Here is a 23,451-nt window from a genome sequence, read left to right on the forward strand (position 1 = left end):
TAATTTCCGCCCGCATGACGACCCGTATGACGACTTACTCCGCCGGGGAGAAGCAGACCCTGCACGCGAGCCTGAACCGGCACCGGGACGCCGTCCTGTGGAAACTGGACGGCCTCGACGACGAGCAGCTGCGCCGGCCCATGACACCGTCCGGCACCAACCTGCTGGGCCTGGTGAAGCACCTCGCCTGCGTCGAGTACGGCTGGTTCGTGGAGACGTTCGGCGGCGAGGCCGAGCCGCTGTGGTTCGACCCCCACGACGACATGCGCGTCACCCCCGAGGAGACGGCGGAGCGGATCGTCGCCTTCTACGGCCGCGCCCGCGCCGCCGCCGACGCGGTGATCGACGCGCTGCCCCTGGACGCCCAGGGCAGCCCGGCCTGGCGGGAGATCACCGTCAGCCTGCGCTGGACGCTGGTCCACATGGTCGAGGAGACCGCGCGGCACGCCGGTCACATGGACATCCTGCGGGAGCTGATCGACGGCGCCACCGGCGACCATCCTCCGGTCACGGACCGGATCTGACCAGGGCCGGGGCGGCGAGGTCGTACGCCGCCCCGGCCGACGGCGCGTCCAGCAGGCCGGCGTCCGGCCTCGCGGGCCGCGGGGTGGTGCACGGACGGTGGCCGGGCGGGCCGGTTGCGGGCATCGACCTCATCGGGGCGCCGTCGGCCCGCCGAGCACCAGCAGGATGTGCTCGTCCTCGCCGTGCCGGACGGTGCCGGACCGCTCGAATCCGTGTCTCTCCAGCAGGCGGACGGAGGCGGTGTTTCCGTGGAAGGGGTCGGCGTACAACGGCCGTACGCGCTCCAGTTGCAGGAAGAGGCCGAGCGCGCGGGTGCCGACGCCGCGGCCCCAGTACGGCTGCCCGAGCCAGTACCCGACGAACCGCCGCTCGCCCTGCGTCCAGGACACGATGTTCCCGGCGACCTCGCCGCCCACGGTGACCGTCCGCACCAGGCTGTCGGGGTCGCCCAGCACCCGCTCGCGCCAGTGCGTGAGGAAGGCGTCCCGCGGCCGGGGCGTGAACCTCGACCGCCGGACGGCCTCCGCGTCGTGTTCATGGGCGAGGAAGACGTACAGATCGTCGTCCGTGACGCCCCGCAGGCTCACTTCGCTGTGCTCGCCATGCTCATCGGTCATGCGGGGCAGTGTGGCAGCCGCCTCTGACAACGCCTCGCCACCTGCGGTTACGGCACCAGCGGGCGGACCTGCTCGGCGGCGAACCGCACGAACCCCTCCGGGTCGGGTTCGTCCCCGGTCGGCTGCAGCACGACGGTGTCGGCACCGGCCTCGGCGAGCCGCCGTACGGCCGCGGCCACGGCGTCGGCGTCGCCCGCCACCCCCACGTCCGTGGCCGCCCCCAGGCCCTCGGCGACGAGTTCGGCCCGCAGCCGGTCGCCGGCGTCCGGCCCCGTGGCGGCGAGCAGGTAGACGACGACCTGGTGGGCTCCCCCGCGCCCCGCCTCCTTCTGCCCCTCCTCGATGAGCCGGCGGGCCTGCCGTACGCCGTCCGCCGAGGTGGAAGCGGTGAGGACCGTGCCGTCGGCCCGGGCGCCGGAGAGGCGGAGCGTACGGGGACCGGTGGCGCCGGCGAACACGGGTGCCGCTGCCTGCGGCGGCCAGTCGAGGGCCACGTCGTCCAGCGAGACGTACCGGCCCCGCACACTGAGCCGCTCACCGTCCAACAGGGCGCGCAGGGCGTCGAGATGCTCGCCGAGGAGCGTGAGCGGGGAGGCGGCGCGGGCGCCGACCTGTCCCATCCAGTCCTGCACGCCGTGCCCGACGACAAGGGTCGCGCGGCCGGGGAACATGCGGTGCAGGGACGCGGCCTCCATGGCGGTCAGGGCCACGTTCCTGAGGGGCACGGGCAGCAGTCCGACCCCGACACGCACCCGCTCGGTCCACGCGAGCGCCGCGGCGGCGGTCGAGACGCCGCCCTCCCGGAAACAGTCCTCCCACAGCCACAGTTCGTCGAGCCCCACGTCGTCCGCGAGACGGGCGACCGCCCGCAGGCGCTCCGGCGGGAGCTGCGGACGGAACACGACACCGAGTGCAGTCATGGGGCTCTTCCTAGTGGGGAGGAAGCGGGGTGACAACTGGTTTTCCCCGGCGCAGAGTTGGCGGCGCGACACGTAGGCGGGAGAGCGGGAGGGCACATGGGCGGACGCTGGCGGGACGGGACCGGGAGGCTGATCGTGCCGGGCGCGCAGGGTGGGCGGGACCCGGTGGTCCTTCCCCTGGAGATCGCGGCCTCCTACCGGGCCCGTACGAAGGGGCTGCTGGGCCGGGACACGGTCGACGGGGCGATGCTGCTGTCACCGGCGAGCGGGGTGCACACCTTCGGCATGCGCATCCCGATCGACGTCGCCTACCTCGACCGCCACCTGACCGTCCGTGCCGTCCGCACGATGAACCCGGGCCGACTCGGCCTGCCCCGGCTGCGGGCCCGGCACGTACTGGAGGCGGAGGCGGGGACGATGGCGGGGTGGGGCCTGCGGGCGGGGGTGCGGGTGAGCGTCGAGACCGAGGGCGCTGTCAGTGGCGGGCTCTAGCATCGCGACATGAGAGCTTCAGGCACGTTCGAGGTCGAGGACTTCACCCCGGCGGAGGTGCGGCTGCCGGAACCGGCGGTCGAGACGGCGGTGCCGGTCGGGGTGGCCACGATGCGGAAGCGGTACGAGGGCGGGGTCGCCGGAGTGTCCGGGACGCTGTTCACCGCGGCGTACGACCAGTCGAGCGGGACCGGCACGTATGTCGCCATGGAGTCCTTCGAAGGGACGCTGGGCGGGCTGAGCGGCGCCTTCAACTTCGCCCACTCGGCGACGACCCTCGGGGAGGGCAGGGAGGCCGACTTCCTCGTGATCGTGCCGGGGAGCGGGACGGGGGCGCTGACCGGGATCCGGGGCACCGGCGGCCTGGAGATCGACGCGGACGGCACCCATCGGATCTGGTTCGAGTACGAGGTGGGTGAGTAGCGGGCCTTCGCCGCCGGGTCACCCCTGCGTACGCGGGAAGGACACCTCCACCCGCCGGTTCTTCCTGCGGCCCTCCTCGGTGGAGTTGTCGGCGATCGGGAACTGCTCGCCGTAGCCGCGGACCTCGAAGGTGATGTCCGGGTCGTTCAGGTCCTGGTCCAGGACCGCCTGTACGGCGTTGGCGCGTTGCCTGGACAGGATGTCGCCGTGCGCGGAGGAGCCGAGGTTGTCGGTGAAGCCGAAGACGCGGACCTGGGTCGCGTGCTGCTTCTTGATCTCCTCCGCGATGGCGGCGATCCGGCTCTTCGCCTCGTCACCGAGCTTGGCGCTGTCCTTGCCGAAGAGGACTTCGGCCTGGAGGGCGAAGGTGACGTCGGCGTTGGTGTCCTCCCGCCGCTCGTCCCCACTCTGGTCCTCGACGACCGACTTGATGTCCAGCACCTTGGGCGCGGCGAGGGTGGCACCCTCGGGCAGCTTGAGATCGGGATCGGTGGAGTCGATCTTCACCGGGGCACTGGCGGAGGGCTCGGTGGCGGGGGGCGGGCTGGGGTCGGTGTCATCGGCGTGAGCGGGGGTGGTGGCGAGCAGGAGCGCGGCGGCGGTGAGGGCGAGGGCGAGACGGGGGGTGGTCACTTGGGCCTCATCCGGAGATCTTGATGTCGGCGGAGGAGAAGGTGGGCAGCTGGAGGGTCACGTCGGTCGTCTCCGTGGGCGGGGACGGGAACTGCATGAAGACCGGCAGTGACTGGCCCCCCTTGAGCGTGTTGAGACCGGTCGTGGTCAGCGGGCGGCCCTCCGTGTCGCGCAGTACGTAGTAGCGCTTCTTGCCCTTGGAGTCGACGAGGGTGGCTCCGCCCAAGGACGGGCCGTTCTTGGTGATCTCGGTTTCGTTGCCGCTGAGGGCTGACGGGATGAGCAGATCCTTGGCGCCGTCGTTCTTCAAGGTGCCGTTCACAGTGACGAAGCCACCAGAATCACGTTGCGCGGAGGTGATCTGGAGAAGCAGGCCATCCGTGCCCTTCAGTTCGGCCAGCGGCTGGTCGGACTGCCCTTGCTGGGTGCTCGGGTTCGGGCCGGTAGCCTTGGAAGCGGACGCCGAACCGTCCGGCTTCTTGTCGTCGCCACCGCTTCCACCGCAACCGGCCACACCGACCGCCAGGCCGGCCGCAACGGCCAATGCGACCATCCCCCTGCGGGCCTTCGCAGTGAACCGCATGCTCATCGCTCCGCTTCCTTCGTCATTCATCGTTCGCCGGTGAGTCGGTCAGGTGGACGTCGAAGAGGTCTTGGGGCTGTGGGAGCCCCGTCGTCTGGTCCGGCTTCAGATGCCAGATCTTGCCCTTGCAGGCGAGTGCGGGCAGCGCCTTGCTGTCCGCACCCTCGTCGGGGAGCTTGCTGCAGAGGGGCTGGATCTCGGCGGTGGCGGAAGCCGTGGACTTGAAGTCCTCCGAACCGGGCACGACGGACCGCCCGACCGATCTGTTGGTCTTCACGTCGGCCTGGTACTTCAGCAACCCGGGCGGAAAGCAGCCGTTCAGCACGGCGTCGTTCGCCGCGGCGAGTCGGCGGGCCCGCCCGCACGGGTCGACATCGAAGGTCGCCTTGCCGTCGAAGATCTCCTGCCACTTCGTGGGGTCGGCGAGAACCTTGAGCCACTGCGCCGTGAGTTGGTCACGCTCGTTCTGGGCCGCCGCGAGTGCCGCCGCGTCAGCCGCCGCCTGGGCCCCGCTGCGGTTCACCGCCGCCTGGCCGACCGCAAGGTAGACGAGAGCAAGAAAGAGCAGGCCCGCCACCACCGTGATGTAGATGGGGAAGGCCTGCCCTGCGTCGCTACGGGGAGGAATCAGCCCCCGGTGACCTCGCTGATCTTGTTCCTGATCGCGTCGAAGATCGTCTGTCCGATGCTCGTACCCGTGATCGCCAACACGATCGCCACAACCACCGCGATGATCCCCAGGTACTCCACCGCGGTCTGCCCCCTGTCGCCGCGGGCGGCGCGGGACTGTAGATACGCGACGGTGGTGTTGAACCAGTTGCTCATGGTGGTCCCCTCCGGGTTCGCCTCCGATTTCGGCAACGTACGACCCGGCGTTCCCGTCACCCAAGGGCCCCAGGGCCCAACCCCGGACCCACTCCACCTCAAGCCACCCCCAGCCACTTCGCGGCCGCCTGCGACCTCGTGGTGCTCTGGAGCTTGGCGAAGATGCGGTTGATGTGGTTCTTGACGGTCTTCTCGGAGATGAAGCACGCGGCGGCGATCTGCTGGTTGGTCATGCCGGACGCGATGAGGTCCATGATCTCCGCCTCCCTCGTGCTCAGCCGGAAACGTGAACGGGACGACTGTCCCATAGGTGATTGCAATTGCGAAAGACCTTGGAGCTCGCTTTTGCCTAAAATATGCGGGACTTGATGTTTCGCGTGTGCAGGTGCATTCGCCCTGAGCTCCGTCAGCAACGCCTTCGCCGCCCCGGGCGTCACATGCGGCCGCCCTTCCCGGACATCCCGCACGGCCCGCACCAACTGCTCCGTCGTGAACTCGCCGTGCACCAGGTATCCCCCCGCTCCCAGCCGCAACGCCTCCCGTACGGTCTCCGTCTCGTGGCTGTAGGTCAGCATCATGACCGGCGCCAGCCGTACCAGGTGCGGCAATGCCGAGATTCCGTCGACTCCGGGCATGCGGACGTCCAGGAGGATCACGTCCGGCCGGTGCCGCAGCGCCGCCTCGTACGCCTCGCGGCCGTCCGCCGCCTCCGCCACCACCGTGGTGTCCTCGCGGCCCGAGAGCAGGGCCGTCAGGCCGGCGCGGACCACGGGGTTGTCGTCGGCCACCAGCAGACGCAGGGGGGAAGGGGCCGGCGAGGGGGTCTCGGGCCAGGGGTGACCGTGCTGCATGGTGCCTCCTCTCAGGCTTCCCGGAATGACAGGGGGAGTTCCACACGTACCTCCGTGCCCCGCGCGTGGCCGCCGCGGCCGATGCGGATCCGGGCGCCCATCTGTGCGGCCCGCTCCACCATGCCGAGCAGGCCGAAGTGGCCGGCGGCGCGGAGCCGTTCGAGTGTCGTGGCGGGCGGCAGGCCCCGGCCGTCGTCGTGGATCGTCAGGCGCAGCAGGCCGCCGTGCACCGCCACCCGCACCTCCACCCGGGTCGCGGACGCGTGGCGGTGGGTGTTCTCCAGGGCTTCCGTGGTGATGGAGAGGAGGTGGCGAGCCGTGGGGGCGGGCAGTGCGGGCAGGGGGGCCGGGAGGTCCTGGTCCGTGTCCGTGTCCGTGTCGTCCGCTCCCGTCGTGCCGTCCAGCCAGGAACACGCCACCGGGAGTCCCGTGCGAGCCGTGAAACCCCGGGCCACGCCCGCGATTTCGTGCCACACCGTCGTCTCGGTCCCGCCCGACGCGTCCGGCTGCCGCCCGCGCAGGTCCGTCAGCAGTTCCCTCGACTCCGCCGCCGCCCTGCGGGCCGAGCGGGACACCAGTTCCGCCTGCTGTCTGATGCGGTCGGGGTCCGGCGCGTCGGTCGAGGCCGTCTCCGCGAGGCCGTCCGCCGCCAGGGCCACGCCGTACAGGGTCTTGGCCACGGAGTCGTGCATCTCGCGGGCCAGCCGGGCGCGTTCCGCACTCACCGCCTCCGCCGCCGCGAGGCGCGCCTGGGCCGTCGTCAGGGCGTGCGTGGCGGCGCCGAAGCGGAGCATGAGGTTGCGCAGGGTCGAGCCCATGGCGCCGGCGATGACGCACAGGCCGGGCAGGAGAAGAGCCTCGGCGACCGGTGCGTGGCGGTCGGCCTTCAGGGTGGCGTGGACCAGCAGGAGGATGAGGGACTGGAGCGAGGCGAAACAGGCCGCGCCGCGCCAGCTGTAGACCAGGCCCGCGAGGAGCGGGGTGCAGACGCTGACGTAGGCGAGGGTGGTGTCCGGGCCGGCCGAGATGAGGAGGAAGGAGCCGAAGAGGGTGTCGGCGGCGAGGAGGCTGGGGTGGCGCAGGAGGAGGGGGCCGAAGCGTTCCCAGTCGCGGAAGAGGACGTAGGACACCATGAAGGTGACGACCACGGCCGCGCCGACCAGGCGGACGCCCAGGCCGGGGGCCGCGTTGAGCAGGGCGGCGGGGGCGGCCAGGGCGATCATGGCCAGACGGAAGCCGAAGACCTGCCGGCACATGGCCTGCAGGGCACGGACCTGGATCTTCTCCGAGGGCGGCACGCCAACACCGACCCCGGCCTCCACACCGGTCGCCGTAGCGGCCACCACACCGGCCATCCCACCGGCCTCCACACCGGCAGCCGATCCCACCGTCGTACCGGCACCCGTCCCGGCCACCACACCAGCCGTCGTACCAGCCGCCACACCGGCCACCACCCCAGCCGTCGTACCAGCCGCCACACCGGCACCGGCACCCGCCCCGGCCACCACCCCAGCCCTCCGGCCGGCCGCTGCCCCGGCCCTCGGCTCCGGTCCGCGTACCCGGTGTAGGAGACGGGCCATCGCCCCTCTCACCCGGCTTCCGAAGAGCGCACCTTCCCCGCCCCCGCCGCCGCGCCCCGTCAGACCCGCCACCGTCACGTCCGCCTCACTTCCCCGTGAGTGAGCCGAAGTCCACGCCCGAGCCGAGGAGCAGGCCGGCGCCCAGCAAGAGCATCGTGGCCGGGACCATGAACGTGGTGATCATCAGCGTGGCCTTGGGGACCGCGCGGGCGGCCTTGCGGCGGGCGTTCTGGGCGTCGGTGCGGCGCATGTCCTTGGCGAGGGAGACGAGCGTGTCGACGATGGGCGCGCCCAGTTCCTCGCCCTGCTGCAACGCCGTCACGAACATCGCCACCTGCTCGGAGTCGTTCCTGCGGCGCAGTTCCGCGAAGGCCTGGCGGCGGCTCATGCCGAGGTCCATCTGGCGCAGGGTGATGCGCAGTTCGTCGGCCCAGGGGCCCTCGTAGCGCGAGGCGACGCGGTCCAGGGCCTGGCGGAAGCCGAGCCCGGCGCTGACCACCACCGCGAGCACGTCCAGGAAGTCGGGCAGGGTGCGCTCGATGACGTCCTTGCGGACCCGGATCGCCGACCAGATGCCGACCTCCGTCCAGAACGCGCCGAAGAGCAGCAGCAGTACGGCCACGAACCACTGGCCGCGGAGGAGGAAGACCAGGCAGCCCACGCCGCCGAGTGCGCCGTAGACCGCCCGGCGGGCCGCGTAGCGGTCGATGGTCAGGCCGCCGGGGTTGCCCGCGAGGTCGATCCTGCGGCGGTACTTGGCGACCAGGCGCGGGCCCATCAGCCGCAGCACGGCGGGGGCGTAGCGCATGCCCATCCGGTCGATGACCGAGCCCACCGCGCCGGTGCGGGTGGCGCCCACCTCCAGGGCGAGGGCGAGGTCGCCGGGGAGCCTGGCCTCCGCGCGGTACATGCGGATGCCGGTGAAGGCGCCCCAGACGGCGAGGCCCATCAGCAGTGCGAGCAGGAATGCCATCGGGTCGTCGGCCTCCTCACACGTCGATCCGGCTCAGGCGCCGGATGAGGACGAAGCCGACGGCGTACATCGCGAACGCGACGATCACGCAGCCCTGGCCCACCGGGGAGCCGGTCATCCGGGCCAGCGCGCCGTCCTTGACCGCGTTCATGAGGAAGAGCGCGCCGACGCCGAGGACGGGGACGGCGTACGAGGTCATGGTGACCTGGGAGAGCTGGGTGCGGATCTCGCGCCGGGTCTCCTTGCGTTCCTCCAGCGTCTCGGTGAGGTTGCGCAGGGCCGACACCACCTGGCCGCCCGCCCGGTTCGAGAGGACCAGGGTGGTGACCAGGACGACCAGTTCGCGCGACGGGAGGCGCTCGGCGAGCTCGCCGAGCGCGTCGTCGAGGGAGTGTCCGATGGCCAGTTGGTCGGCGACCTTGCCCAGTTCCTCGCCCGCCGGAGCCTCCAGTTCTTCCGCCGCCATGCCGATCGCGGTGCGCAGGGCGAGGCCCGCCTGGGTGGCGTTGGCCAGGATGCGGGCCAGTTCGGGGAGTTGGTTGATGAACCGCTCGATGCGTTTCTGCCGCTGCCAGTTGAGGAACTGGACCGCCGCCCAGATGCCGAGGAGGCCGGCGATCGGGCCGAAGAAGGGGGCCAGGGTGGCCTGGCCGATCAGCCAGAGCGCGGCGACCGTGGCGAGCATGTAGACGAAGAACTCGCCCGGGGTGACGTCCAGGCCGGTCGCGGCGAGGCGCAGCTCGAGCCAGCGGCCGAAGCGGGTGCGGCGCAGCCGCCGGTCCAGGTCGCGGAAGCGGCGTCTGCGGCCGGTGGCCGGGAGCGGGCCGGTGTGCGAGAGGCGGTCCACGAGGGCGGCGCGCTGGGCCCGGCCCGAGGCGTAGGTGTGCACGCCGGCCACCGCCAGGACGCAGGTCAGCAGCGTCACGCCGGTGGTGAGCTGGACGAGGGTGTGGAGTTCCATGGGTGGCCTACCTGGCTTCTCGGGTGGCGAGCTGGTCCTCGGAGCCGGCGACTCCGAAGGCCTGGGGGATGGGCTGGCTCGCCATGTAGAGGCGGTCGGCGGTGCGGCGGGGCAGCGGGAAGTACCGGAAGGCGCCGTACACGCGGCCGTCGGAGGTCATGGGCTGGGCGTCGAAGCGGGCCACGGTCGCGATCCGGTACGGCTCCCCGCCGTGGCTGTCGAGGAGCGCGATCTCGGTGATCCGGCGGGCGCCGTCGGCGAACCGGGTGAGCTGGACGATGACGTCGACCGCGCTGTTGATCTGGTCGTGCAGGGCGACGAAGGGGACCTCGACGTCGGACATGGAGGCGAGGGTCTGGAGCCGGGTCAGCGCGTCCTCGGCGCTGTTCGCGTGGACGGTGGCGAGCGAACCGTCGTGGCCGGTGGACATCGCCTGGAGCATGTCGAGGGACTCGCCGCCGCGGACCTCACCGACCACGATCCGGTCGGGGCGCATGCGCAGGGAGTTGCGGACCAGGTCGCGGATGCTGACCTGGCCCTTGCCCTCGACGTTCGGCGGCCGCGACTCCAGGCGGACCACGTGCGTCTGCTGGAGTTGGAGTTCGGCGGAGTCCTCGATGGTGATGATGCGCTCGTGGGAGGGGATCAGTCCGGAGAGCGCGTTCAGCAGGGTCGTCTTCCCGGTGCCCGTGGCGCCCGAGACGATGATGTTGAACTTCGCCTGCACCAGGCCCGCCAGCAGGTACACCATGTGCTCGTCCAGCGAGCCGAAGGAGATCAGCTCCTGCAGGGTGAAGGAGCGCGGGAAGCGGCGGATGGTGAGGATCGGGCCGGTCAGCGACAGGGGCGGGATGATGACGTTGACGCGCTCGCCGGAGGGCAGGCGGGCGTCCACCATCGGGTTCGACTCGTCGACCCTGCGGTTCACCGTGGAGACGATCCGCTCGATGGTCTGCATCAGCTGGTCGGCGGAGACGAACCGCAGCGGCAGCTGCTCCACGCGTCCGCCCCGCTCGACGAAGATCGCGTCGGGGCCGTTCACCATGATCTCGGTGATCGACGCGTCCTCCAGCAGCGGCTCAAGGATGCCGAGGCCCAGCGCCTCGTCCACGACCCGGCGGATCAGCTGCGAGCGCTCCACGGTCGACAGCACCGGGCCCTCGCGGCTGATGATGTGCCCGAGCACCCGCTCCAGGCGCGCCCGGCGCTCGGCGGCCGCGAGCGAACTCATCTCCGCGAGGTCGATCTCCTCCAGCAGCTTGGCCCGGTAGGAGGCGACCAGGTGGCCGTCCTCGCCCCGGCTGCCGTGCTCCTCCGGAGTGCTGATGCGTGCCCGCAGGCTCATGGCTCCTCGCTGTGGTCGAGCGGCATGGTGGCGGACTTGGTGGCGTTGCCGAAGTCCCAGACGATCTTGGGGATGTGGACGGTGGCGGTGACGGTCACGGAGTCGTCTCCCTCGGCGGCGGAACAGTTCACCGTCATCCCGCCGCTCACCGCGTCCGCGCAGGCCTGCCCGTACGACTGCTGCAGCGACGCGGCCCGCGCCCCCGCCCGGGCCGCCGTGCCGGCCTGCTCGGCGGCGTAGGCGACGGCGCCGATCTGGATGCCGGCCAGCCCGACGATCAGCAGCACCGGGAGGAACCCGAGGTATTCGATGGCGACTTGGCCCGCGTCCCGTCGCCCGCGCCGGTACGGCATCTCAGCGCTTCACCTCCTCGACGGCACCGGCGTGGCCGGTCACCGTGGCCGGGAAGTCGATCAGGCCGGGGAAGAGGACGGGGACGTGCAGCGCGACGTCGGCCGTCACATAGCCGCTCGGACTGCAGGTCACCTTGGCACTCCCCCTCCACGCCGCCGACAGGTCCTTCAGCCCCGCCGCCGAGCAGGCCGCCTGCCGTGCGCCGCCCGGGGCCGCGGCCGTCCCCGCCCGCACGGCCTCGTCGGCAGCATTCCCGGCGAGCGTGAAGGTGTACCCCACGAGTACGGCCTGCCACACCAGCACCAGCGTCAGGACGATCAGCGGCGTCATGCCGAGGAACTCGATGCTGACCTGCCCCCGGTCTCCGTCGGGCCTTCTCATGGAGCGCTCACTCCTTCCGCCGCCGGAATCCGCCGGGGCCGCGCCCGCTCCCGCGGTGCGCCGCCCCCTCGGCCGCCTTCACCAGACCCAGCTCTCCCGCGAGCCCCCACAGCGCCTGCTTCACAGTGCTCTTGTTGTCGAGCTCATGGAGCCGTCCGGCGTCCACGACGGCCTGAAGTTCCTTGAAGTTGGCGGGAACGGCGGTACGCGCGAGCGCCGTGCCGGTGATGCGCTGCACCAGCGCGGGCTGGATGTCCGTGCTGCGCGTGTGCCGGTTGACGACGACCGTCGTCTCCTCGGCCTTGCGGATCTGCAGCCGGTCCCACATCCGTACCGTCCGCTTGGCGCCGCGTACGGCGACGACGTCCGGCGTGGTGACGAGCAGCGCGGTGTCGGCCATCTCCACCACGGCGGCGCCCGCGGCGCTCAGCTGGGCGCCGCAGTCGACGACGACCACCTCGTAGCGGGAGCGCAGCGCGCTGACGATCTGGCGGGCGGCCCGGTCGGTGACCTCCTCGCCGCGTTCGCCCTCGGCGGGGGCGAGGAGCAGGGCGAGCCCGGTGTCGTGGCGGAAGACGGCGTCGGCGAGGACGCGGGGCGAGATGTCGGTGATGGCGGCGAGGTCGACCACCGACCGTCGGAACTGGATGTCCAGGAAGGAGGCGACGTCCCCGGTCTGCAGGTCCAGGTCGACCAGGGCCGCCGGCCGCCCGGAGGCCTGCGCGGCAAGGGCGAGCTGGATGGCCGTCAGCGTCGTGCCCACGCCGCCCTTGGCGCCGCTGACCGTGACGACCGTACCGCCGGCTCCGCCGAACACGTCGGCGCCGTGGCCGAGATGGCGCCGTACCCCCGTCGACCACTGGGCGACGGCCTGGACGCGGCTGGCGAGTTCCTCGTACGACAGCGGGAGCGCGACCAGGCCGCGGGCGCCGGAGTCCATGGCGGCGGAGAACAGGCCCGGGCCGGCGTCGGTGGTGACGAGGATGACGCCGACGGCGGGGAAGCGCAGGGCGACCTCACGGATCAGCTCCAGGGCCGGGACCGGGCCGATCCGCTCGTGCACGACGACGACTTCGGGCAGTTCGTCCACGGACTCGGCGGCGAGGCGGGCGAGGGTGTCGACCAGCTGGGTGGAGTCGCCGGCGGGTGACTGCGGCTCGGCGTCCGGGAGCTGGCTGAGCAGGGTGACGAGGGAGCGGACCGCGTCGGGGTCCGCGCCGGCCGGGAGGATCCTGGTGGGCATGCGGGCCGCCTCTCACTTGTCCGTCGCGAGTTCGTAGGTGCGGTCCTTGTCGGGGACGCTGGTCTCGCTGCCGGGTGCCACCAGGGCGAGCCGGACGCGCTGGGCGAAGGACTCGGCGTAGGTGATGCGCTGGGCGTCGAGGGTGGACAGCGCGAAGGTGATCGGCACGGCCTCGCTGGGCTGCTGCTGGTTCTTGCTCTGGTCCGGGTCGAGGGCGGTGATCTGGCCGACGTCGAGGACCCGGGCGTCGGTGACGATGATCTTCGACTGGTCCGGGTCGCCCTCCTTCTTGCCGGGGAAGGTGGCGTACACGTTGACGTGCGATCCCGGGGTGATCTTCCCCGCCACACCGGTCGCCGCGTCGATCATGATGGCGACCTCCTGCTGTCCTGGCTGGAGGGCGGGCTGGTCGACGATCATGTCGGTCTGGAGGAGGGAGCCGGCGCGCAGGGTGGTCACCGCGATCTTGCCCTGGATCTGCCGGAGGTCGGTGACCGCGGTGCCGGACAGCCACCGCCTGGGCATCTTGGTCTTCTCGAACTGGTCGCCGCTCAGCGCGGTGTACGGCTTCACGTCGGACCTGACCCGGTAGGCGGTGACCTCGGGGCCGACCTTGGAGTTCACGTTGTGGACCACGGAGAGCACGCCGGCGAACGCGCCGAGAGCGCACAGGACCGAGAGGATCAGGAGTATCACGCCGCGGCGCTGACGGGAGTTCATGAACCGTGCAACCTCATTGGGGGAATCGGTCGAGCGGGATGCGGACTGGTTGGCCGGGTCAGGCGGGCGTGCGCTGTTCCAGGGCGCGGGGCGCGGCGGGTTCGTACGCGGGCGGGGTGGCGGAGCAGAAGACACAGCGGTCGCCGATGACGTCGAGTCCGCACCAGTGACAGCTGGACTGCCGTACCGACGTCACCAGTTGATACAGAACGGACAGATCGGCGAGGTAGCTGCAGAACTCGGTCGTCCGGCCCGTCCCCCACCACACCGGGGACTCGGCGGGCAGCGGGACCTCGCGCAGACCGTGCACGCTCCACTGCCCCGCGAGCCCGGAGACCCAGTCGCCCTGCGCCTGCTGTCCTCTGGCGACCAGCATCCAGGTGTTGAACTCCGGTCCCTTGAGGGTGACGCCGGGACCGGTGCGCACGAGCTGGGGCTCGGGATGGGCGAGTACGGCGAACTGGCTGCCGGGCACCCACGACTTGGCGTGCGCCTTCAGTCCGACCGGCACCCGGTCCAGCCTGGCGACCGAGCCGAGCACGGCGCCGGCGTGGACGTAGTGGGTGAGCAGTCGCCCGGCGGAGGCGAGCACACCGGGGCTCAGGTCGCAGGAGGCGAGCTGACGCAGCTGCCGGGCGAGCACGGCGATGGCCAGCGGGGGCAGTTCGGGCGGCCGGAACACGGCGATGCGGTCGCTCTCCAGCAGCGAGCGCAGGGTGTGGAGCCGGCGCACCACGGGCTCGGGCGTCGCGGTCGAGCACACGACGATGACGTATCCGTACTGCTCGGTCAGGGTGTGCAGTTCGGTGAGGGTGTGCTCCAGCGGCCGCTGGTCGAGGCCGCTCAGCACGACGGCCGGCATGGTCCGTTCGTCCTGTGCCGGCAGTGCCATGTCGGCACTGGTCACGGCAATGGCAGTTGGCACGCGCAGCTCCCCGCTCTTCACACCCGCCGGCTCACGGAGGTCACTCCCGTGAGCCAGGACGACTTCACTGCGTGACTACGTGAGCACTGTATCCACGGCCGAATGACCGGAGAACAGCGTTTGTGAAGCTCGCGTGGAACTCGTCCGGCACAAGTCCCGCCAAAACCGGACAGGTTGAGCGGCGAACCGGAAACGTATTTGGTCTGGACCTCTTGACACCCGGATTGGTCTGGACCAACTTGTAGCCGGACGGTGGCCACCGCCTCTCCCTCCCCTCCCCAGGCTCCCTCGCCGGACCCCACTTCCCCACCGGAGGCCCCAGTGGACCATGCACCAGGCATACCCAGACCCCGTGGACGGCGAATCACCCTGTGGTCCGCGGCCACGGCCCTGGCCCTCTCCGTCGCGGGCCTCACCGCCGCCGCCGGCCCCGCCTCCGCCGCGGACGTCAACAACGTCAAGAACGCGGGCTTCGAGTCGGGCCTCGCCAACTGGACGTGCACGGCGGGCAGCGGCACGACCGTCTCCTCCCCGGTGCACGGCGGAACCGCGGCCCTCAAGGCGACCCCGGCCGGCCAGGACGACGCCCAGTGCACCCAGACGGTCGCGGTCAAGCCCAACTCCACGTACACCCTGAGCGCATGGGTCCAGGGCGGCTACTCCTACCTGGGCGTGACGGGCACGGGCACGACGGACGTCTCGACGTGGACCCCCGACACCGCGTCCTGGAAGCAGCTCTCGACGACCTTCACCACCGGCGCGTCAACGACATCGGTCACGATCTACACGCACGGCTGGTACGGCCAGGCGGCCTACTACGCCGACGACGTCTCGGTCTACGGCCCCGACGGCGGCGGAGGCGGCGACCCCGCCCCCACGGTCCCGTCCACGCCGTCCGGCCTGGCGGTCTCCGGTACGACGTCCTCGTCCGTCTCCCTGTCCTGGTCGGCGGTCTCCGGCGCGACGGGCTACAACGTGTACCGGAACGGCACGAAGGTGACCTCCGCGACGGGCACGTCGGCGACCGTGACGGGCCTGTCGGCGTCGACGTCGTACACCTTCCAGGTGACCGCGACGAACGCGGCGGGCGAGTCGGCGAAGTCGGCGTCGGTGACGGCCACCACGACCTCCGGCGGGAGCAGCGGCGGCGGTGGCGCCCTGCCCAAGCACGCGGTGACCGGCTACTGGCAGAACTTCAACAACGGCGCCACGGTCCAGAAGCTGTCGGACGTCTCGTCGTCGTACGACATCATCGCGGTGGCCTTCGCCGACGCCACCTCGACGCCGGGAGCGGTGACCTTCAACCTGGACTCCTCGGGCCTCGGCGGCTACACGGTCGACCAGTTCAAGGCGGACGTCAAGGCCAAGCAGGCGGCCGGCAAGAAGGTCGTCATCTCCATCGGCGGCCAGAACGGCACGGTGTCCATCAACGACTCGACGTCGGCGACGAACTTCGCCAACTCGGTGTACTCCCTGATGCAGACGTACGGCTTCGACGGCGTCGACATCGACCTGGAGAACGGACTCAACGCGACGTACATGACGCAGGCACTGCGCGCCCTGTCGGCAAAGGCGGGCTCCTCCCTCGTCCTCACGATGGCCCCCCAGACGATCGACATGCAGTCGACGTCGAACTCCTACTTCCAGACCGCGCTGAACGTGAAGGACATCCTCACGGTCGTCAACATGCAGTACTACAACAGCGGTTCCATGCTGGGCTGCGACGGCAAGGTCTACAGCCAGGGATCGGTGGACTTCCTCACCGCCCTCGCCTGCATCCAGCTCCAGGGCGGCCTGTCCCCCTCCCAGGTGGGCCTCGGCCTCCCGGCCTCGACGAGCGCGGCGGGCAGCGGCTACGTCTCACCGTCCGTGGTGAACAACGCCCTGGACTGCCTGACGGCCGGCACGAACTGCGGTTCCTTCAAGCCGTCCAGGACCTACCCGGACCTGCGGGGCGCGATGACCTGGTCGACGAACTGGGACGCGTCGTCGGGGAACGCCTGGTCGAACGCGGTGGGAGCGCATGTGCACGCGCTGCCGTGACATGACCTTCGCGTAGCGAGGACGCCCGGGCCTTCGACGGCCCGGGCGTCCTCGCGCGTCGGCGCAGACGACAAACCGGATGTCCTGAACGGCTCGGAGGTCGATCATGGATCGGTCACCGACCCCGAACAACCCCTGAGGATGCGCTCACCATGCCCGTACCCGCCGACCCGACGGTCCTCCACCCCATGCCCGGGCAGCCGCGGGTGGTGCTGCTCAAGCCGCTGGTGCAATCCCCCCTGATCGAGGTCGGGGAGTACTCCTACTACGACGACCCGGACGACCCGACCGCGTTCGAGACGCGCAACGTGCTCTACCACTACGGTCCCGAGAAGCTGGTCATCGGCAAGTTCTGCGCCCTCGGCACAGGCGTGCGGTTCATCATGAACGGCGCCAACCACCGCATGGACGGGCCCTCGACCTTCCCCTTCCCCACCATGGGCGGCTCCTGGGCCGACCACTTCGACCTGCTCACCGGCCTGCCGAACCGCGGGGACACCGTCGTCGGCAACGACGTCTGGTTCGGCCACGGCACGACGGTCATGCCGGGCGTACGGATCGGCCACGGCGCGATCATCGCGACCGGAGCCGTGGTCGCCGGCGACGTCCCCGACTACGGCATCGTCGGCGGCAACCCGGCCCGCCTCATCCGCACCCGCTACGACGACCGCGACATCGCCCGCCTGCTGGCGGTGGCCTGGTGGGACTGGCCGGCGGAACACATCACCGAGCACGTGCGGACGATCATGTCGGGGAGCGTCGACGATCTGGAGGCCGCGGCGCCGGACGCCCGCCAGACGTGACACATTCGGCCATTTCCGTGCGGTGACGCGAGTACCGCGTTGCAGTCCGCGAAGGCCCAGTGTGAGGATCCGGCGCATGACCGAACACGGGGGCGATTCCGACTCGACCGCACGAATACCGAGGTCACGGCTGTACGACTACATGGACGTGGCCGGATCCGACGAGGGGCGATCCGAGTCCTCGCCCCGCGTCCCCTCACCTGATGTTCGGTCGCCGGACGCCGTCGAGCGCAGGCGCCGCGCGTTCGCGGTGCTGCTGGGCGCATTCCGTCGTACGGCGGTGCTGGTGCCGGTGGACGAAGACGAGGCGCCGTTGACGGCCGACTCCGGTGGTGTCCGCTGGATCTACGCCTTCTCTCACGAGCGTGCGCTGGCCCGTTTCGCGGTCGCGCGAGGTGAGGGTGAGCGGGAGTGGGCGTACCAGCGGTGGCTGGGGGCGCGTCTGCTGGATGCGGGGGTGGTGGCGGTGGGGGTGCCGTGCGGGGTCGCGTTGGATGTGGGCAGTGAGGGCGAGGGGGCGCTGTTCCCGCCGGTGCGGGGGATCGTGGCGGACGGGGCGGCGGTCGACACCGGGACGGGGACGGGGGATGCGGCATGACCGACAGCAGTGGCAAGGACTTGAGGACGGACGGGCTGGCGTTGATCGCCAAGGGTCTGACCGATGCGCTGGGTGAGCTGAGGGAGCTCGGCATGGTCGGTGAGGCGGGGGCCGGGCGTGGCTTCGGTGAGATCGCTCTGTCGGGGCTGGAGTTGGGGCATGAGGGGCTGACGGGCGCGTTCAAGTCGTTCTGTGAGCGCTGGGAGTGGGGTGTGCGCTCGCTGATCAACGAGGGCAACGGCTTCGCCGGGAAGACGGGTCTGGCGGCGGGCACGTACTACGAGACCGATCAGTACGTCGGCGGTGCGTTGAAGGTCGGTGCGAACTCGCTGGTGGGCAACCCGTACGCCTCTGAGGAAGACGTCGAGAAGATGAGCTGGGGCCAGTGGGCCGGCAGCACCGCCCACGCCTACACCCACCCGGACTACAGCGGGCAGTCCTTCGAGACGGCCTGGGACAACAGCAAGCAGGGCTGGAAGGGCGCCGCACACGACGTCATGACGTCCCACACCATCGCCCCGCCGGGTCTGAACCCGGCCGATGTGCACGGCGAGTTCGGCATCTCGGACGACGCCTACAACAAGGCGCTGGACGACACCCTCGGCCCCTCCCCCGAGGACCGCGCCAAGACCGCCGGGCAGCAGGGCGGTGCGGGCTGATGGGCCTGGGGGATGTGACCAATGCGCTGCTGGGCGGTGCCGAGCATGTCTACGACAAGGGCAAGGAGAAGCTCGGCGAGGGCGTCGACTGGGCCGCGCACAAGGTCGGCGACAAGCTGGACCACGTCGGACTGCACAAATGGGCGGACAAGCTCGAGGACTGGGGCGACGGGGTCGCCTCCGACCTGGGCGCGACCCCCGGGGAACAGCAGCTCGGCCAGACGGACGAGGCGAACGAACTCGTCCACGGCAACCCTGCCACGATCCGCGCCAGCGCCAAGCACCTGCGCGACTTCAGCGCCGCCTTCACCAAGGTCAGTCAGGGTCTGAAGAAGGTCGACTCCTCCGGCTGGCAGGGCGAGGGCGGCGACGCCTTCCGCAAGAAGTTCGGGGTCCACCCCGCCAAGTGGGCGCAGGCGGCCGAGGCCTGCCATACGGCCGCCGGTGCCCTTGAGTCGTACGCCGACAGCGTCCAGTGGGCGCAGGGCCAGGCCAAGGACGCCATAGCGCTGTACAGGAAGGGGGTGCAGGCGTCCAAGGACGCCGTCGATGCCTACAACAAGAAGGTCGACGCCTACAACGCCAAGGTCAAAACAGACCAGGACCCGGGCGCAAAACCCGGACCGTTCCACGATCCGGGCAAGGCCGGCGTCCAGGCCGCCGTCCACAAGCTCGCCGAGGCCCGCAAACAGCGCAACACGGCCGCCTGCGAGGCACAGAGCAAGGTGAAGGCGGCCCTCGCGCACTCCCCGGCCGAGCCTCCGCCGCTGGAGCGTCTCAAGGGCGACCTCGTGGACAACGCCGTGTCCACCGGCATCGAACTCACCCATTTCGGCGGGGGCCTCGTCAAGGGCACGGCCGGCCTGATCAACTTCGCCCGCGGCCTGGACCCCGAGGACCCCTACAACCTCACCCACCCCGCCCAGTACATGCAAAACGTCAGCATGACCCTCTCCGGCCTGGTCTCCACCGCCTCCCACCCCGACCGCGCCCTGAAGGACATGTGGACCCAGTTCCGCAAGGACCCCTCGGAGTTCGGCGGCCGCATGGCCCCCCAGTTCCTCCTCGGCGACGGCGCCGGGGCGGAGGCCGGCCTGGCACGGGACGCAGCGGAAGCCGCCGCACGGCGAGAGGCACGGGCCGGGGCGGAGGACGCGGCCCGCGGGTCGGCCCGAGAGAAGGTCAGCCAGGACCCGCACGAGCCCTCGCGGGATCCGGATTCGGTATACAGCGGCGGCACCGACCCCATCGACCTCGCCACCGGCAAGATGTACCTGCCGCAGACCGACGTCACCCTCCCCGGCACACTGCCGCTGGTACTCGGGCGTCGGGTGGAGTCCGGTTACCACCTGGGCCGCTGGTTCGGCCCCTCCTGGTCCTCCACCCTGGACCAGCGCCTGGAGATCGACGCCGAGGGAGTCGTCTACGTCACCGAAGACGGCCTCCTCCTGTCCTACCCCCACCCGGCACCCGGCGTACCGACCCTCCCCAGCCACGGCCCCCGCCTTGCCCTGGACCGCGTGGACGGCGGCTACACGATCATCGACCCCCGCACCGGCCGCGTACGCCACTTCGCCGACCAAGGCCCCGGCCTCGCGGTCCTGGAACAGGTAGACGACCGCAACGGCAACTGGATCACCTTCGACTACGACACCGACGGCACACCCCTCGCCATCCACACGAGTGCCGGCCAGGGCGTGAGCATCACCACGGACTCGGGCCGGATCACGGCGTACCACCTGACCGCGACGGGCGAGGAGCTGAAACGCTTCGCCTACACGGACGGCAACCTCACCGAGGTCATCAACTCCTCCGCCCTGCCCCTCCGCTTCACCTACGACGACCGGGGCCGGATCACATCCTGGACGGACACCAACGACCGCTCCTACACCTACGAGTACGACGACCAGGACCGCTGCATAGCCGAGGCCGGCGCGGCAGGCCACATGGCCCTGCGCCTGACGTACGAGGACCCGGACCCCACGACAGGCCTGCGCACCACCACGGCCACGACCGGCGAGGGCCACACCCGCCGCTACCTGGTCAACGGGGCCTGGCAGGTGGTGGCAGAGACAGACGCACTCGGTGCGACCACCCGCTACGTCCGCGACCGCTACAACCGCCTCCTCTCCACGACCAACCCACTGGGCCACACGACGACATTCGAGTACGACGAGGCCGGCAACCTCACGTCGGTGACCCGCCCGGACGGGCGCGAGTCGAAGGCGCAGTACAACGACCTGGGCCTGCCGGTGAAGGTGGTGAACCCGGACGGCACGGTGATCCGCCAGACGTATGACGAGCGGGGCAACCGCACATCGGTCACGGACCCGGCAGGCCAGACGACCCGGTTCACGTACAACGAGGCCGGCCACCTGACCTCCGTCACGGACCCGCTGGGCCACATCACGACCGTGGTCTGCGACCGCACCGGCCTCCCGGTGACGGTGACGGACCCGCTGGGCGCGGTGACCCGATACCAACGGGACGCTTTGGGCCACCCCACCGCGATCACGGACGCGACAGGCGCCACAACCCGGCTGGAATGGTCGATCGAAGGCCACCTGACCCGCCGCACCGCCCCAGACGGCACGACGGAGACCTGGACGTACGACGGCGAAGGCAACTGCACCAGCCACACCAACCCCCTGGGCGGCCTCTCCTGCTTCGAGTACACCCACTTCGACCTCCTGAGCGCCCGCACAGGCCCTGACGGCGTCCGCTACGAGTTCACCCACGACACAGAACTGCGCCTGACAAAGGTCACGAACCCACAGAGCCTGACGTGGGAGTACGTCTACGACCCGGCCGGACGCCTGCTGTCGGAGACGGACTTCGACCACCGCACACTGACGTACGAGTACGACGGCGCGGGCCGCCTGGTCTCACGCCAGAACGCCCTCAGCGAGGTGACGTCATTCGAGCGCAACGAGCTGGGCCAGGTGATCCGCAAAGACGCGGCAGGCCAGGTGACGACGTACGCATACGACTTCACCGACCAACTGGCCCAGGCCACGGGCCCGGGCGGCACAACCCTGACACTGCTCCGCGACCGCTACGGCCGCCTCCACTCAGAGACCGTCAACGGCCGCACGGTGAAATACACGTACGACGCCCTGGGCCGCCGCACGGGCCGCACCACACCGACAGGCGCCGTCACCACCTGGACGTACGACGCAGCAGGCCACCGCACGAACATGGTGGCATCAGGCCGAGCCATCGACTTCACGTACGACGAGGCGGGCCGCGAACTGACCCGCCACTTCGGCGAAACGCTCACGCTGGAGCACACCTTCGACGCGTTGGGCCGCTTGACCACCCAGTCGGTGACCGGAGCTGCGGGCCACAGGGTCCAGCACCGGGCGTACACCTACCGGGCCGACGGCAACGTGATCGGCATCGAAGACCACCTGTCCGGCACCCGCCGCTTCGACCTGGACGCAACAGGCCGGGTCACGGCAGTCCACGCGACGAACTGGACGGAAAGCTACGCCTACGACGAGGCAGGCAACCAGACCCAAGCGTCCTGGCCGTCGGACCACCCGGGCACGGAAGCAACGGGCCCACGCACCTACACAGGCACCCGCCTCACCCGAGCCGGCAACGTCCGCTACGAACACGACGCCCTCGGCCGCATCACCCTCCGCCAGAAAACCCGCCTGTCCCGCAAGCCGGACACCTGGCACTACGAATGGGATGCCGAGGACCGCCTCACCTCGGTGATCACCCCCGACGGCACCCGCTGGCGCTACACCTACGACCCCCTGAGCCGCCGTACAGCCAAACTCCGCATGGCCGAGGACGGCGAAACGGTCCTGGAGGAGGTGGACTTCACGTGGGACGGCACCACTCTCTGCGAACAGACCACAACATCTGAGGGGCTCCACCCTGTCACTCTCACCTGGGAGCACCAGGGCCTCAGCCCCATCACCCAAACCGAACGCATCGTCGCGGCCGACGCCCCACAAGAAGAAATCGACTCCCGTTTCTTCGCCATCATCACAGACCTTGTCGGCACCCCGAGTGAACTCGTCGACGAACAAGGCGATGTGGCTTGGCGCGCCCGGAGCACTCTGTGGGGGGCGACGGCCTGGGCCAGGGACAGTACGGCGTACACTCCGCTACGCTTCCCGGGCCAGTACTGCGACCTGGAAACGGGCCTTCATTACAACTACTTCCGCCATTTCGATCCCGAAACGGCTCGGTACCTAACTCCGGATCCTCTCGGGCTCGCACCTGATCCCAATCCCGCCACATACGTCCATGCCCCACATCGACAGACTGACGCGCTAGGTCTCGCACCAGACACATGCCCTAATAATGTGGCACTCGGTATCCGAAATCCGGACCCGGCCAATCCAGACAATTTGCGTAGATTCGCAGAAGAAAACGGATATACACACTTTCTTGATAACCATACAGGATGGGAATCCGAGGTGAGGGCCGCAGCGCACAACCCGAACGTCCATCTCCACGTCCTCATGGATGGATTCTTTGGAGACACCCCAGCAGAGAAGTTCATGAATGCTTACAAGAATGGCATGGGCGACGACTGGAACTGGTGGGCAACAGAACGCGAGATGTATCACATCGGAAAGGCCGTCCGACTAGAAGATCGCACCTGGGATACGATCACGTTTTACGAGAACGGTAAAGCGGTTATAGTCCCCGAACCAACCACCTGGCCCATGCCTGCGAGGTAATAGTGCGTCAAGTTGCTTATTGGAGTCGAGGATTCCAAGTATGGCAGTACTCTGTTTCACATTCCTCACTGCTCCTCAGGAGCTTCCAGCCACAACTCTACGAGACGCGCATCGACGTCTTTTTCCCAGCCGTCGAGTTGATACACCTAAGGCCTAGCTATAAAGATCTGGAGATCACACAACTTGACGAGAACGAGCGCGCAGAATTCCTACAAAAGCGTGGAATCACCCCGTCACACGGCACCCTCTTCCTCCTGAATGAAGGTGAGGGATATATTCAAGCGGCCAGTTGCC

The 23,451-nt window shown here is 70.0% G+C and carries 24 protein-coding genes; 8 read left to right on the forward strand and 16 right to left on the reverse strand.

All coding sequences use genetic code 11. The annotated features are described in order from the left end of the window. Positions 1–26 precede the first annotated feature (26 nt). Positions 27–524, forward strand: coding sequence for a DinB family protein (locus AB0D93_RS10705; RefSeq protein ID WP_362116399.1), 498 nt, complete (start codon positions 27–29; stop codon positions 522–524). Between the two features lie 129 nt (positions 525–653). On the opposite strand, the gene AB0D93_RS10710 is transcribed toward AB0D93_RS10705, so the two are convergent. Continuing rightward, positions 654–1,142, reverse strand: a complete 489-nt coding sequence (locus AB0D93_RS10710) for a GNAT family protein (RefSeq protein WP_362116402.1) — start codon at positions 1,140–1,142, stop codon at positions 654–656. Between the two features lie 47 nt (positions 1,143–1,189). Continuing rightward, positions 1,190–2,098 carry an LLM class flavin-dependent oxidoreductase gene (locus AB0D93_RS10715; protein ID WP_362116405.1) on the reverse strand — a complete coding sequence of 303 codons (909 nt, stop codon included), beginning with the start codon at positions 2,096–2,098 and terminating at the stop codon, positions 1,190–1,192. Between the two features lie 60 nt (positions 2,099–2,158). Between AB0D93_RS10715 and AB0D93_RS10720 the strand changes: the two genes are divergently transcribed. Next, on the forward strand, positions 2,159–2,554 hold the full coding sequence (locus AB0D93_RS10720) for a DUF192 domain-containing protein (protein ID WP_362116408.1): 396 nt from the start codon (positions 2,159–2,161) through the stop codon (positions 2,552–2,554). Between the two features lie 9 nt (positions 2,555–2,563). Next, the gene (locus AB0D93_RS10725) at positions 2,564–2,977 is read left to right on the forward strand and encodes a DUF3224 domain-containing protein (protein ID WP_362116411.1); all 414 of its coding nucleotides are present in this window, start codon (positions 2,564–2,566) and stop codon (positions 2,975–2,977) included. An 18-nt stretch (positions 2,978–2,995) separates the two neighbouring features. Here the strand turns inward: AB0D93_RS10725 and AB0D93_RS10730 are convergent, their stop codons facing one another. The 14 genes from AB0D93_RS10730 to AB0D93_RS10795 form a co-directional block, all read right to left on the reverse strand. After that, positions 2,996–3,610 (reverse strand): OmpA family protein, encoded by a 615-nt coding sequence (locus AB0D93_RS10730; RefSeq protein ID WP_362116414.1) that lies wholly within the window; start codon positions 3,608–3,610, stop codon positions 2,996–2,998. A 7-nt stretch (positions 3,611–3,617) separates the two neighbouring features. Further along, positions 3,618–4,199, reverse strand: coding sequence for a hypothetical protein (locus tag AB0D93_RS10735; protein ID WP_362116417.1), 582 nt, complete (start codon positions 4,197–4,199; stop codon positions 3,618–3,620). Between the two features lie 16 nt (positions 4,200–4,215). Next, the gene (locus tag AB0D93_RS10740; protein ID WP_362116420.1) at positions 4,216–4,770 is read right to left on the reverse strand and encodes a pilus assembly protein TadG-related protein; all 555 of its coding nucleotides are present in this window, start codon (positions 4,768–4,770) and stop codon (positions 4,216–4,218) included. A 50-nt stretch (positions 4,771–4,820) separates the two neighbouring features. Next, on the reverse strand, positions 4,821–5,018 hold the full coding sequence (locus tag AB0D93_RS10745) for a hypothetical protein (RefSeq protein WP_362116423.1): 198 nt from the start codon (positions 5,016–5,018) through the stop codon (positions 4,821–4,823). 98 nt (positions 5,019–5,116) lie between these two features. Continuing rightward, positions 5,117–5,869 (reverse strand): response regulator transcription factor, encoded by a 753-nt coding sequence (locus AB0D93_RS10750; RefSeq protein ID WP_362116426.1) that lies wholly within the window; start codon positions 5,867–5,869, stop codon positions 5,117–5,119. 11 nt (positions 5,870–5,880) lie between these two features. Next, positions 5,881–7,125 carry a histidine kinase gene (locus tag AB0D93_RS10755; protein WP_362117213.1) on the reverse strand — a complete coding sequence of 415 codons (1,245 nt, stop codon included), beginning with the start codon at positions 7,123–7,125 and terminating at the stop codon, positions 5,881–5,883. 409 nt (positions 7,126–7,534) lie between these two features. Then, positions 7,535–8,422, reverse strand: coding sequence for a DUF5936 domain-containing protein (locus AB0D93_RS10760; RefSeq protein ID WP_362116429.1), 888 nt, complete (start codon positions 8,420–8,422; stop codon positions 7,535–7,537). Between the two features lie 16 nt (positions 8,423–8,438). Further along, on the reverse strand, positions 8,439–9,383 hold the full coding sequence (locus AB0D93_RS10765; RefSeq protein WP_362116432.1) for a type II secretion system F family protein: 945 nt from the start codon (positions 9,381–9,383) through the stop codon (positions 8,439–8,441). A gap of 7 nt (positions 9,384–9,390) precedes the next feature. Beyond that, the gene (locus AB0D93_RS10770; protein ID WP_362116435.1) at positions 9,391–10,728 is read right to left on the reverse strand and encodes a CpaF family protein; all 1,338 of its coding nucleotides are present in this window, start codon (positions 10,726–10,728) and stop codon (positions 9,391–9,393) included. After that, on the reverse strand, positions 10,725–11,081 hold the full coding sequence (locus AB0D93_RS10775; RefSeq protein ID WP_362116438.1) for a TadE/TadG family type IV pilus assembly protein: 357 nt from the start codon (positions 11,079–11,081) through the stop codon (positions 10,725–10,727). Before AB0D93_RS10775 ends, AB0D93_RS10770 begins: the two co-directional genes overlap by 4 nt. 1 nt (position 11,082) lies before the next feature. Next, the gene (locus tag AB0D93_RS10780; RefSeq protein WP_362116441.1) at positions 11,083–11,463 is read right to left on the reverse strand and encodes a TadE/TadG family type IV pilus assembly protein; all 381 of its coding nucleotides are present in this window, start codon (positions 11,461–11,463) and stop codon (positions 11,083–11,085) included. Positions 11,464–11,470: 7 nt separating this feature from the next. After that, positions 11,471–12,706, reverse strand: coding sequence for an AAA family ATPase (locus AB0D93_RS10785; RefSeq protein ID WP_362116444.1), 1,236 nt, complete (start codon positions 12,704–12,706; stop codon positions 11,471–11,473). 12 nt (positions 12,707–12,718) lie between these two features. Beyond that, a complete protein-coding gene (gene cpaB / locus AB0D93_RS10790; RefSeq protein ID WP_362116447.1) occupies positions 12,719–13,426 on the reverse strand; it encodes a Flp pilus assembly protein CpaB in 708 nt (235 codons plus the stop codon). A 58-nt stretch (positions 13,427–13,484) separates the two neighbouring features. Beyond that, positions 13,485–14,318, reverse strand: coding sequence for a hypothetical protein (locus AB0D93_RS10795; protein ID WP_362117216.1), 834 nt, complete (start codon positions 14,316–14,318; stop codon positions 13,485–13,487). Positions 14,319–14,672: 354 nt separating this feature from the next. Here AB0D93_RS10795 and AB0D93_RS10800 point away from each other — a divergent pair, with 354 nt between their 5' ends. From AB0D93_RS10800 to AB0D93_RS10820, 5 genes are all read left to right on the forward strand, one after another. Next, positions 14,673–16,394 (forward strand): glycoside hydrolase family 18 protein, encoded by a 1,722-nt coding sequence (locus tag AB0D93_RS10800; RefSeq protein WP_362116450.1) that lies wholly within the window; start codon positions 14,673–14,675, stop codon positions 16,392–16,394. Positions 16,395–16,546: 152 nt separating this feature from the next. Further along, a complete protein-coding gene (locus AB0D93_RS10805; RefSeq protein ID WP_362116453.1) occupies positions 16,547–17,197 on the forward strand; it encodes a CatB-related O-acetyltransferase in 651 nt (216 codons plus the stop codon). Positions 17,198–17,273: 76 nt separating this feature from the next. Next, positions 17,274–17,795, forward strand: a complete 522-nt coding sequence (locus AB0D93_RS10810) for a hypothetical protein (RefSeq protein WP_362116456.1) — start codon at positions 17,274–17,276, stop codon at positions 17,793–17,795. Beyond that, positions 17,792–18,454 (forward strand): hypothetical protein, encoded by a 663-nt coding sequence (locus AB0D93_RS10815; RefSeq protein ID WP_362116459.1) that lies wholly within the window; start codon positions 17,792–17,794, stop codon positions 18,452–18,454. The genes AB0D93_RS10810 and AB0D93_RS10815 overlap by 4 nt, the downstream gene beginning before the upstream one ends. Continuing rightward, on the forward strand, positions 18,454–23,157 hold the full coding sequence (locus AB0D93_RS10820; protein WP_362116462.1) for a putative T7SS-secreted protein: 4,704 nt from the start codon (positions 18,454–18,456) through the stop codon (positions 23,155–23,157). The genes AB0D93_RS10815 and AB0D93_RS10820 overlap by 1 nt, the downstream gene beginning before the upstream one ends. Positions 23,158–23,451: the final 294 nt, after the last annotated feature.

Origin of the sequence: Streptomyces sp. NPDC048191 (genome assembly GCF_040652655.1) — a bacterium.
Classification (GTDB): domain Bacteria; phylum Actinomycetota; class Actinomycetes; order Streptomycetales; family Streptomycetaceae; genus Streptomyces.

Coding starts and splice junctions, on each gene's coding strand:
- AB0D93_RS10705 (WP_362116399.1), top strand. CDS start 27: ATGACGACTTACTCCGCCGGGGAGAAGCAGACCCTGCACGCGAGCCTG.
- AB0D93_RS10710 (WP_362116402.1), bottom strand. CDS start 1,142: ATGACCGATGAGCATGGCGAGCACAGCGAAGTGAGCCTGCGGGGCGTC.
- AB0D93_RS10805 (WP_362116453.1), top strand. CDS start 16,547: ATGCCCGTACCCGCCGACCCGACGGTCCTCCACCCCATGCCCGGGCAG.
- AB0D93_RS10785 (WP_362116444.1), bottom strand. CDS start 12,706: ATGCCCACCAGGATCCTCCCGGCCGGCGCGGACCCCGACGCGGTCCGC.
- AB0D93_RS10815 (WP_362116459.1), top strand. CDS start 17,792: ATGACCGACAGCAGTGGCAAGGACTTGAGGACGGACGGGCTGGCGTTG.
- AB0D93_RS10760 (WP_362116429.1), bottom strand. CDS start 8,422: ATGGCATTCCTGCTCGCACTGCTGATGGGCCTCGCCGTCTGGGGCGCC.
- AB0D93_RS10745 (WP_362116423.1), bottom strand. CDS start 5,018: ATGAGCAACTGGTTCAACACCACCGTCGCGTATCTACAGTCCCGCGCC.
- AB0D93_RS10820 (WP_362116462.1), top strand. CDS start 18,454: ATGGGCCTGGGGGATGTGACCAATGCGCTGCTGGGCGGTGCCGAGCAT.
- AB0D93_RS10720 (WP_362116408.1), top strand. CDS start 2,159: ATGGGCGGACGCTGGCGGGACGGGACCGGGAGGCTGATCGTGCCGGGC.
- AB0D93_RS10780 (WP_362116441.1), bottom strand. CDS start 11,463: ATGAGAAGGCCCGACGGAGACCGGGGGCAGGTCAGCATCGAGTTCCTC.
- AB0D93_RS10810 (WP_362116456.1), top strand. CDS start 17,274: ATGACCGAACACGGGGGCGATTCCGACTCGACCGCACGAATACCGAGG.
- AB0D93_RS10750 (WP_362116426.1), bottom strand. CDS start 5,869: ATGCAGCACGGTCACCCCTGGCCCGAGACCCCCTCGCCGGCCCCTTCC.
- AB0D93_RS10755 (WP_362117213.1), bottom strand. CDS start 7,125: ATGTGCCGGCAGGTCTTCGGCTTCCGTCTGGCCATGATCGCCCTGGCC.
- AB0D93_RS10795 (WP_362117216.1), bottom strand. CDS start 14,318: ATGGCACTGCCGGCACAGGACGAACGGACCATGCCGGCCGTCGTGCTG.
- cpaB (WP_362116447.1), bottom strand. CDS start 13,426: ATGAACTCCCGTCAGCGCCGCGGCGTGATACTCCTGATCCTCTCGGTC.
- AB0D93_RS10765 (WP_362116432.1), bottom strand. CDS start 9,383: ATGGAACTCCACACCCTCGTCCAGCTCACCACCGGCGTGACGCTGCTG.
- AB0D93_RS10735 (WP_362116417.1), bottom strand. CDS start 4,199: ATGAGCATGCGGTTCACTGCGAAGGCCCGCAGGGGGATGGTCGCATTG.
- AB0D93_RS10725 (WP_362116411.1), top strand. CDS start 2,564: ATGAGAGCTTCAGGCACGTTCGAGGTCGAGGACTTCACCCCGGCGGAG.
- AB0D93_RS10775 (WP_362116438.1), bottom strand. CDS start 11,081: ATGCCGTACCGGCGCGGGCGACGGGACGCGGGCCAAGTCGCCATCGAA.
- AB0D93_RS10770 (WP_362116435.1), bottom strand. CDS start 10,728: ATGAGCCTGCGGGCACGCATCAGCACTCCGGAGGAGCACGGCAGCCGG.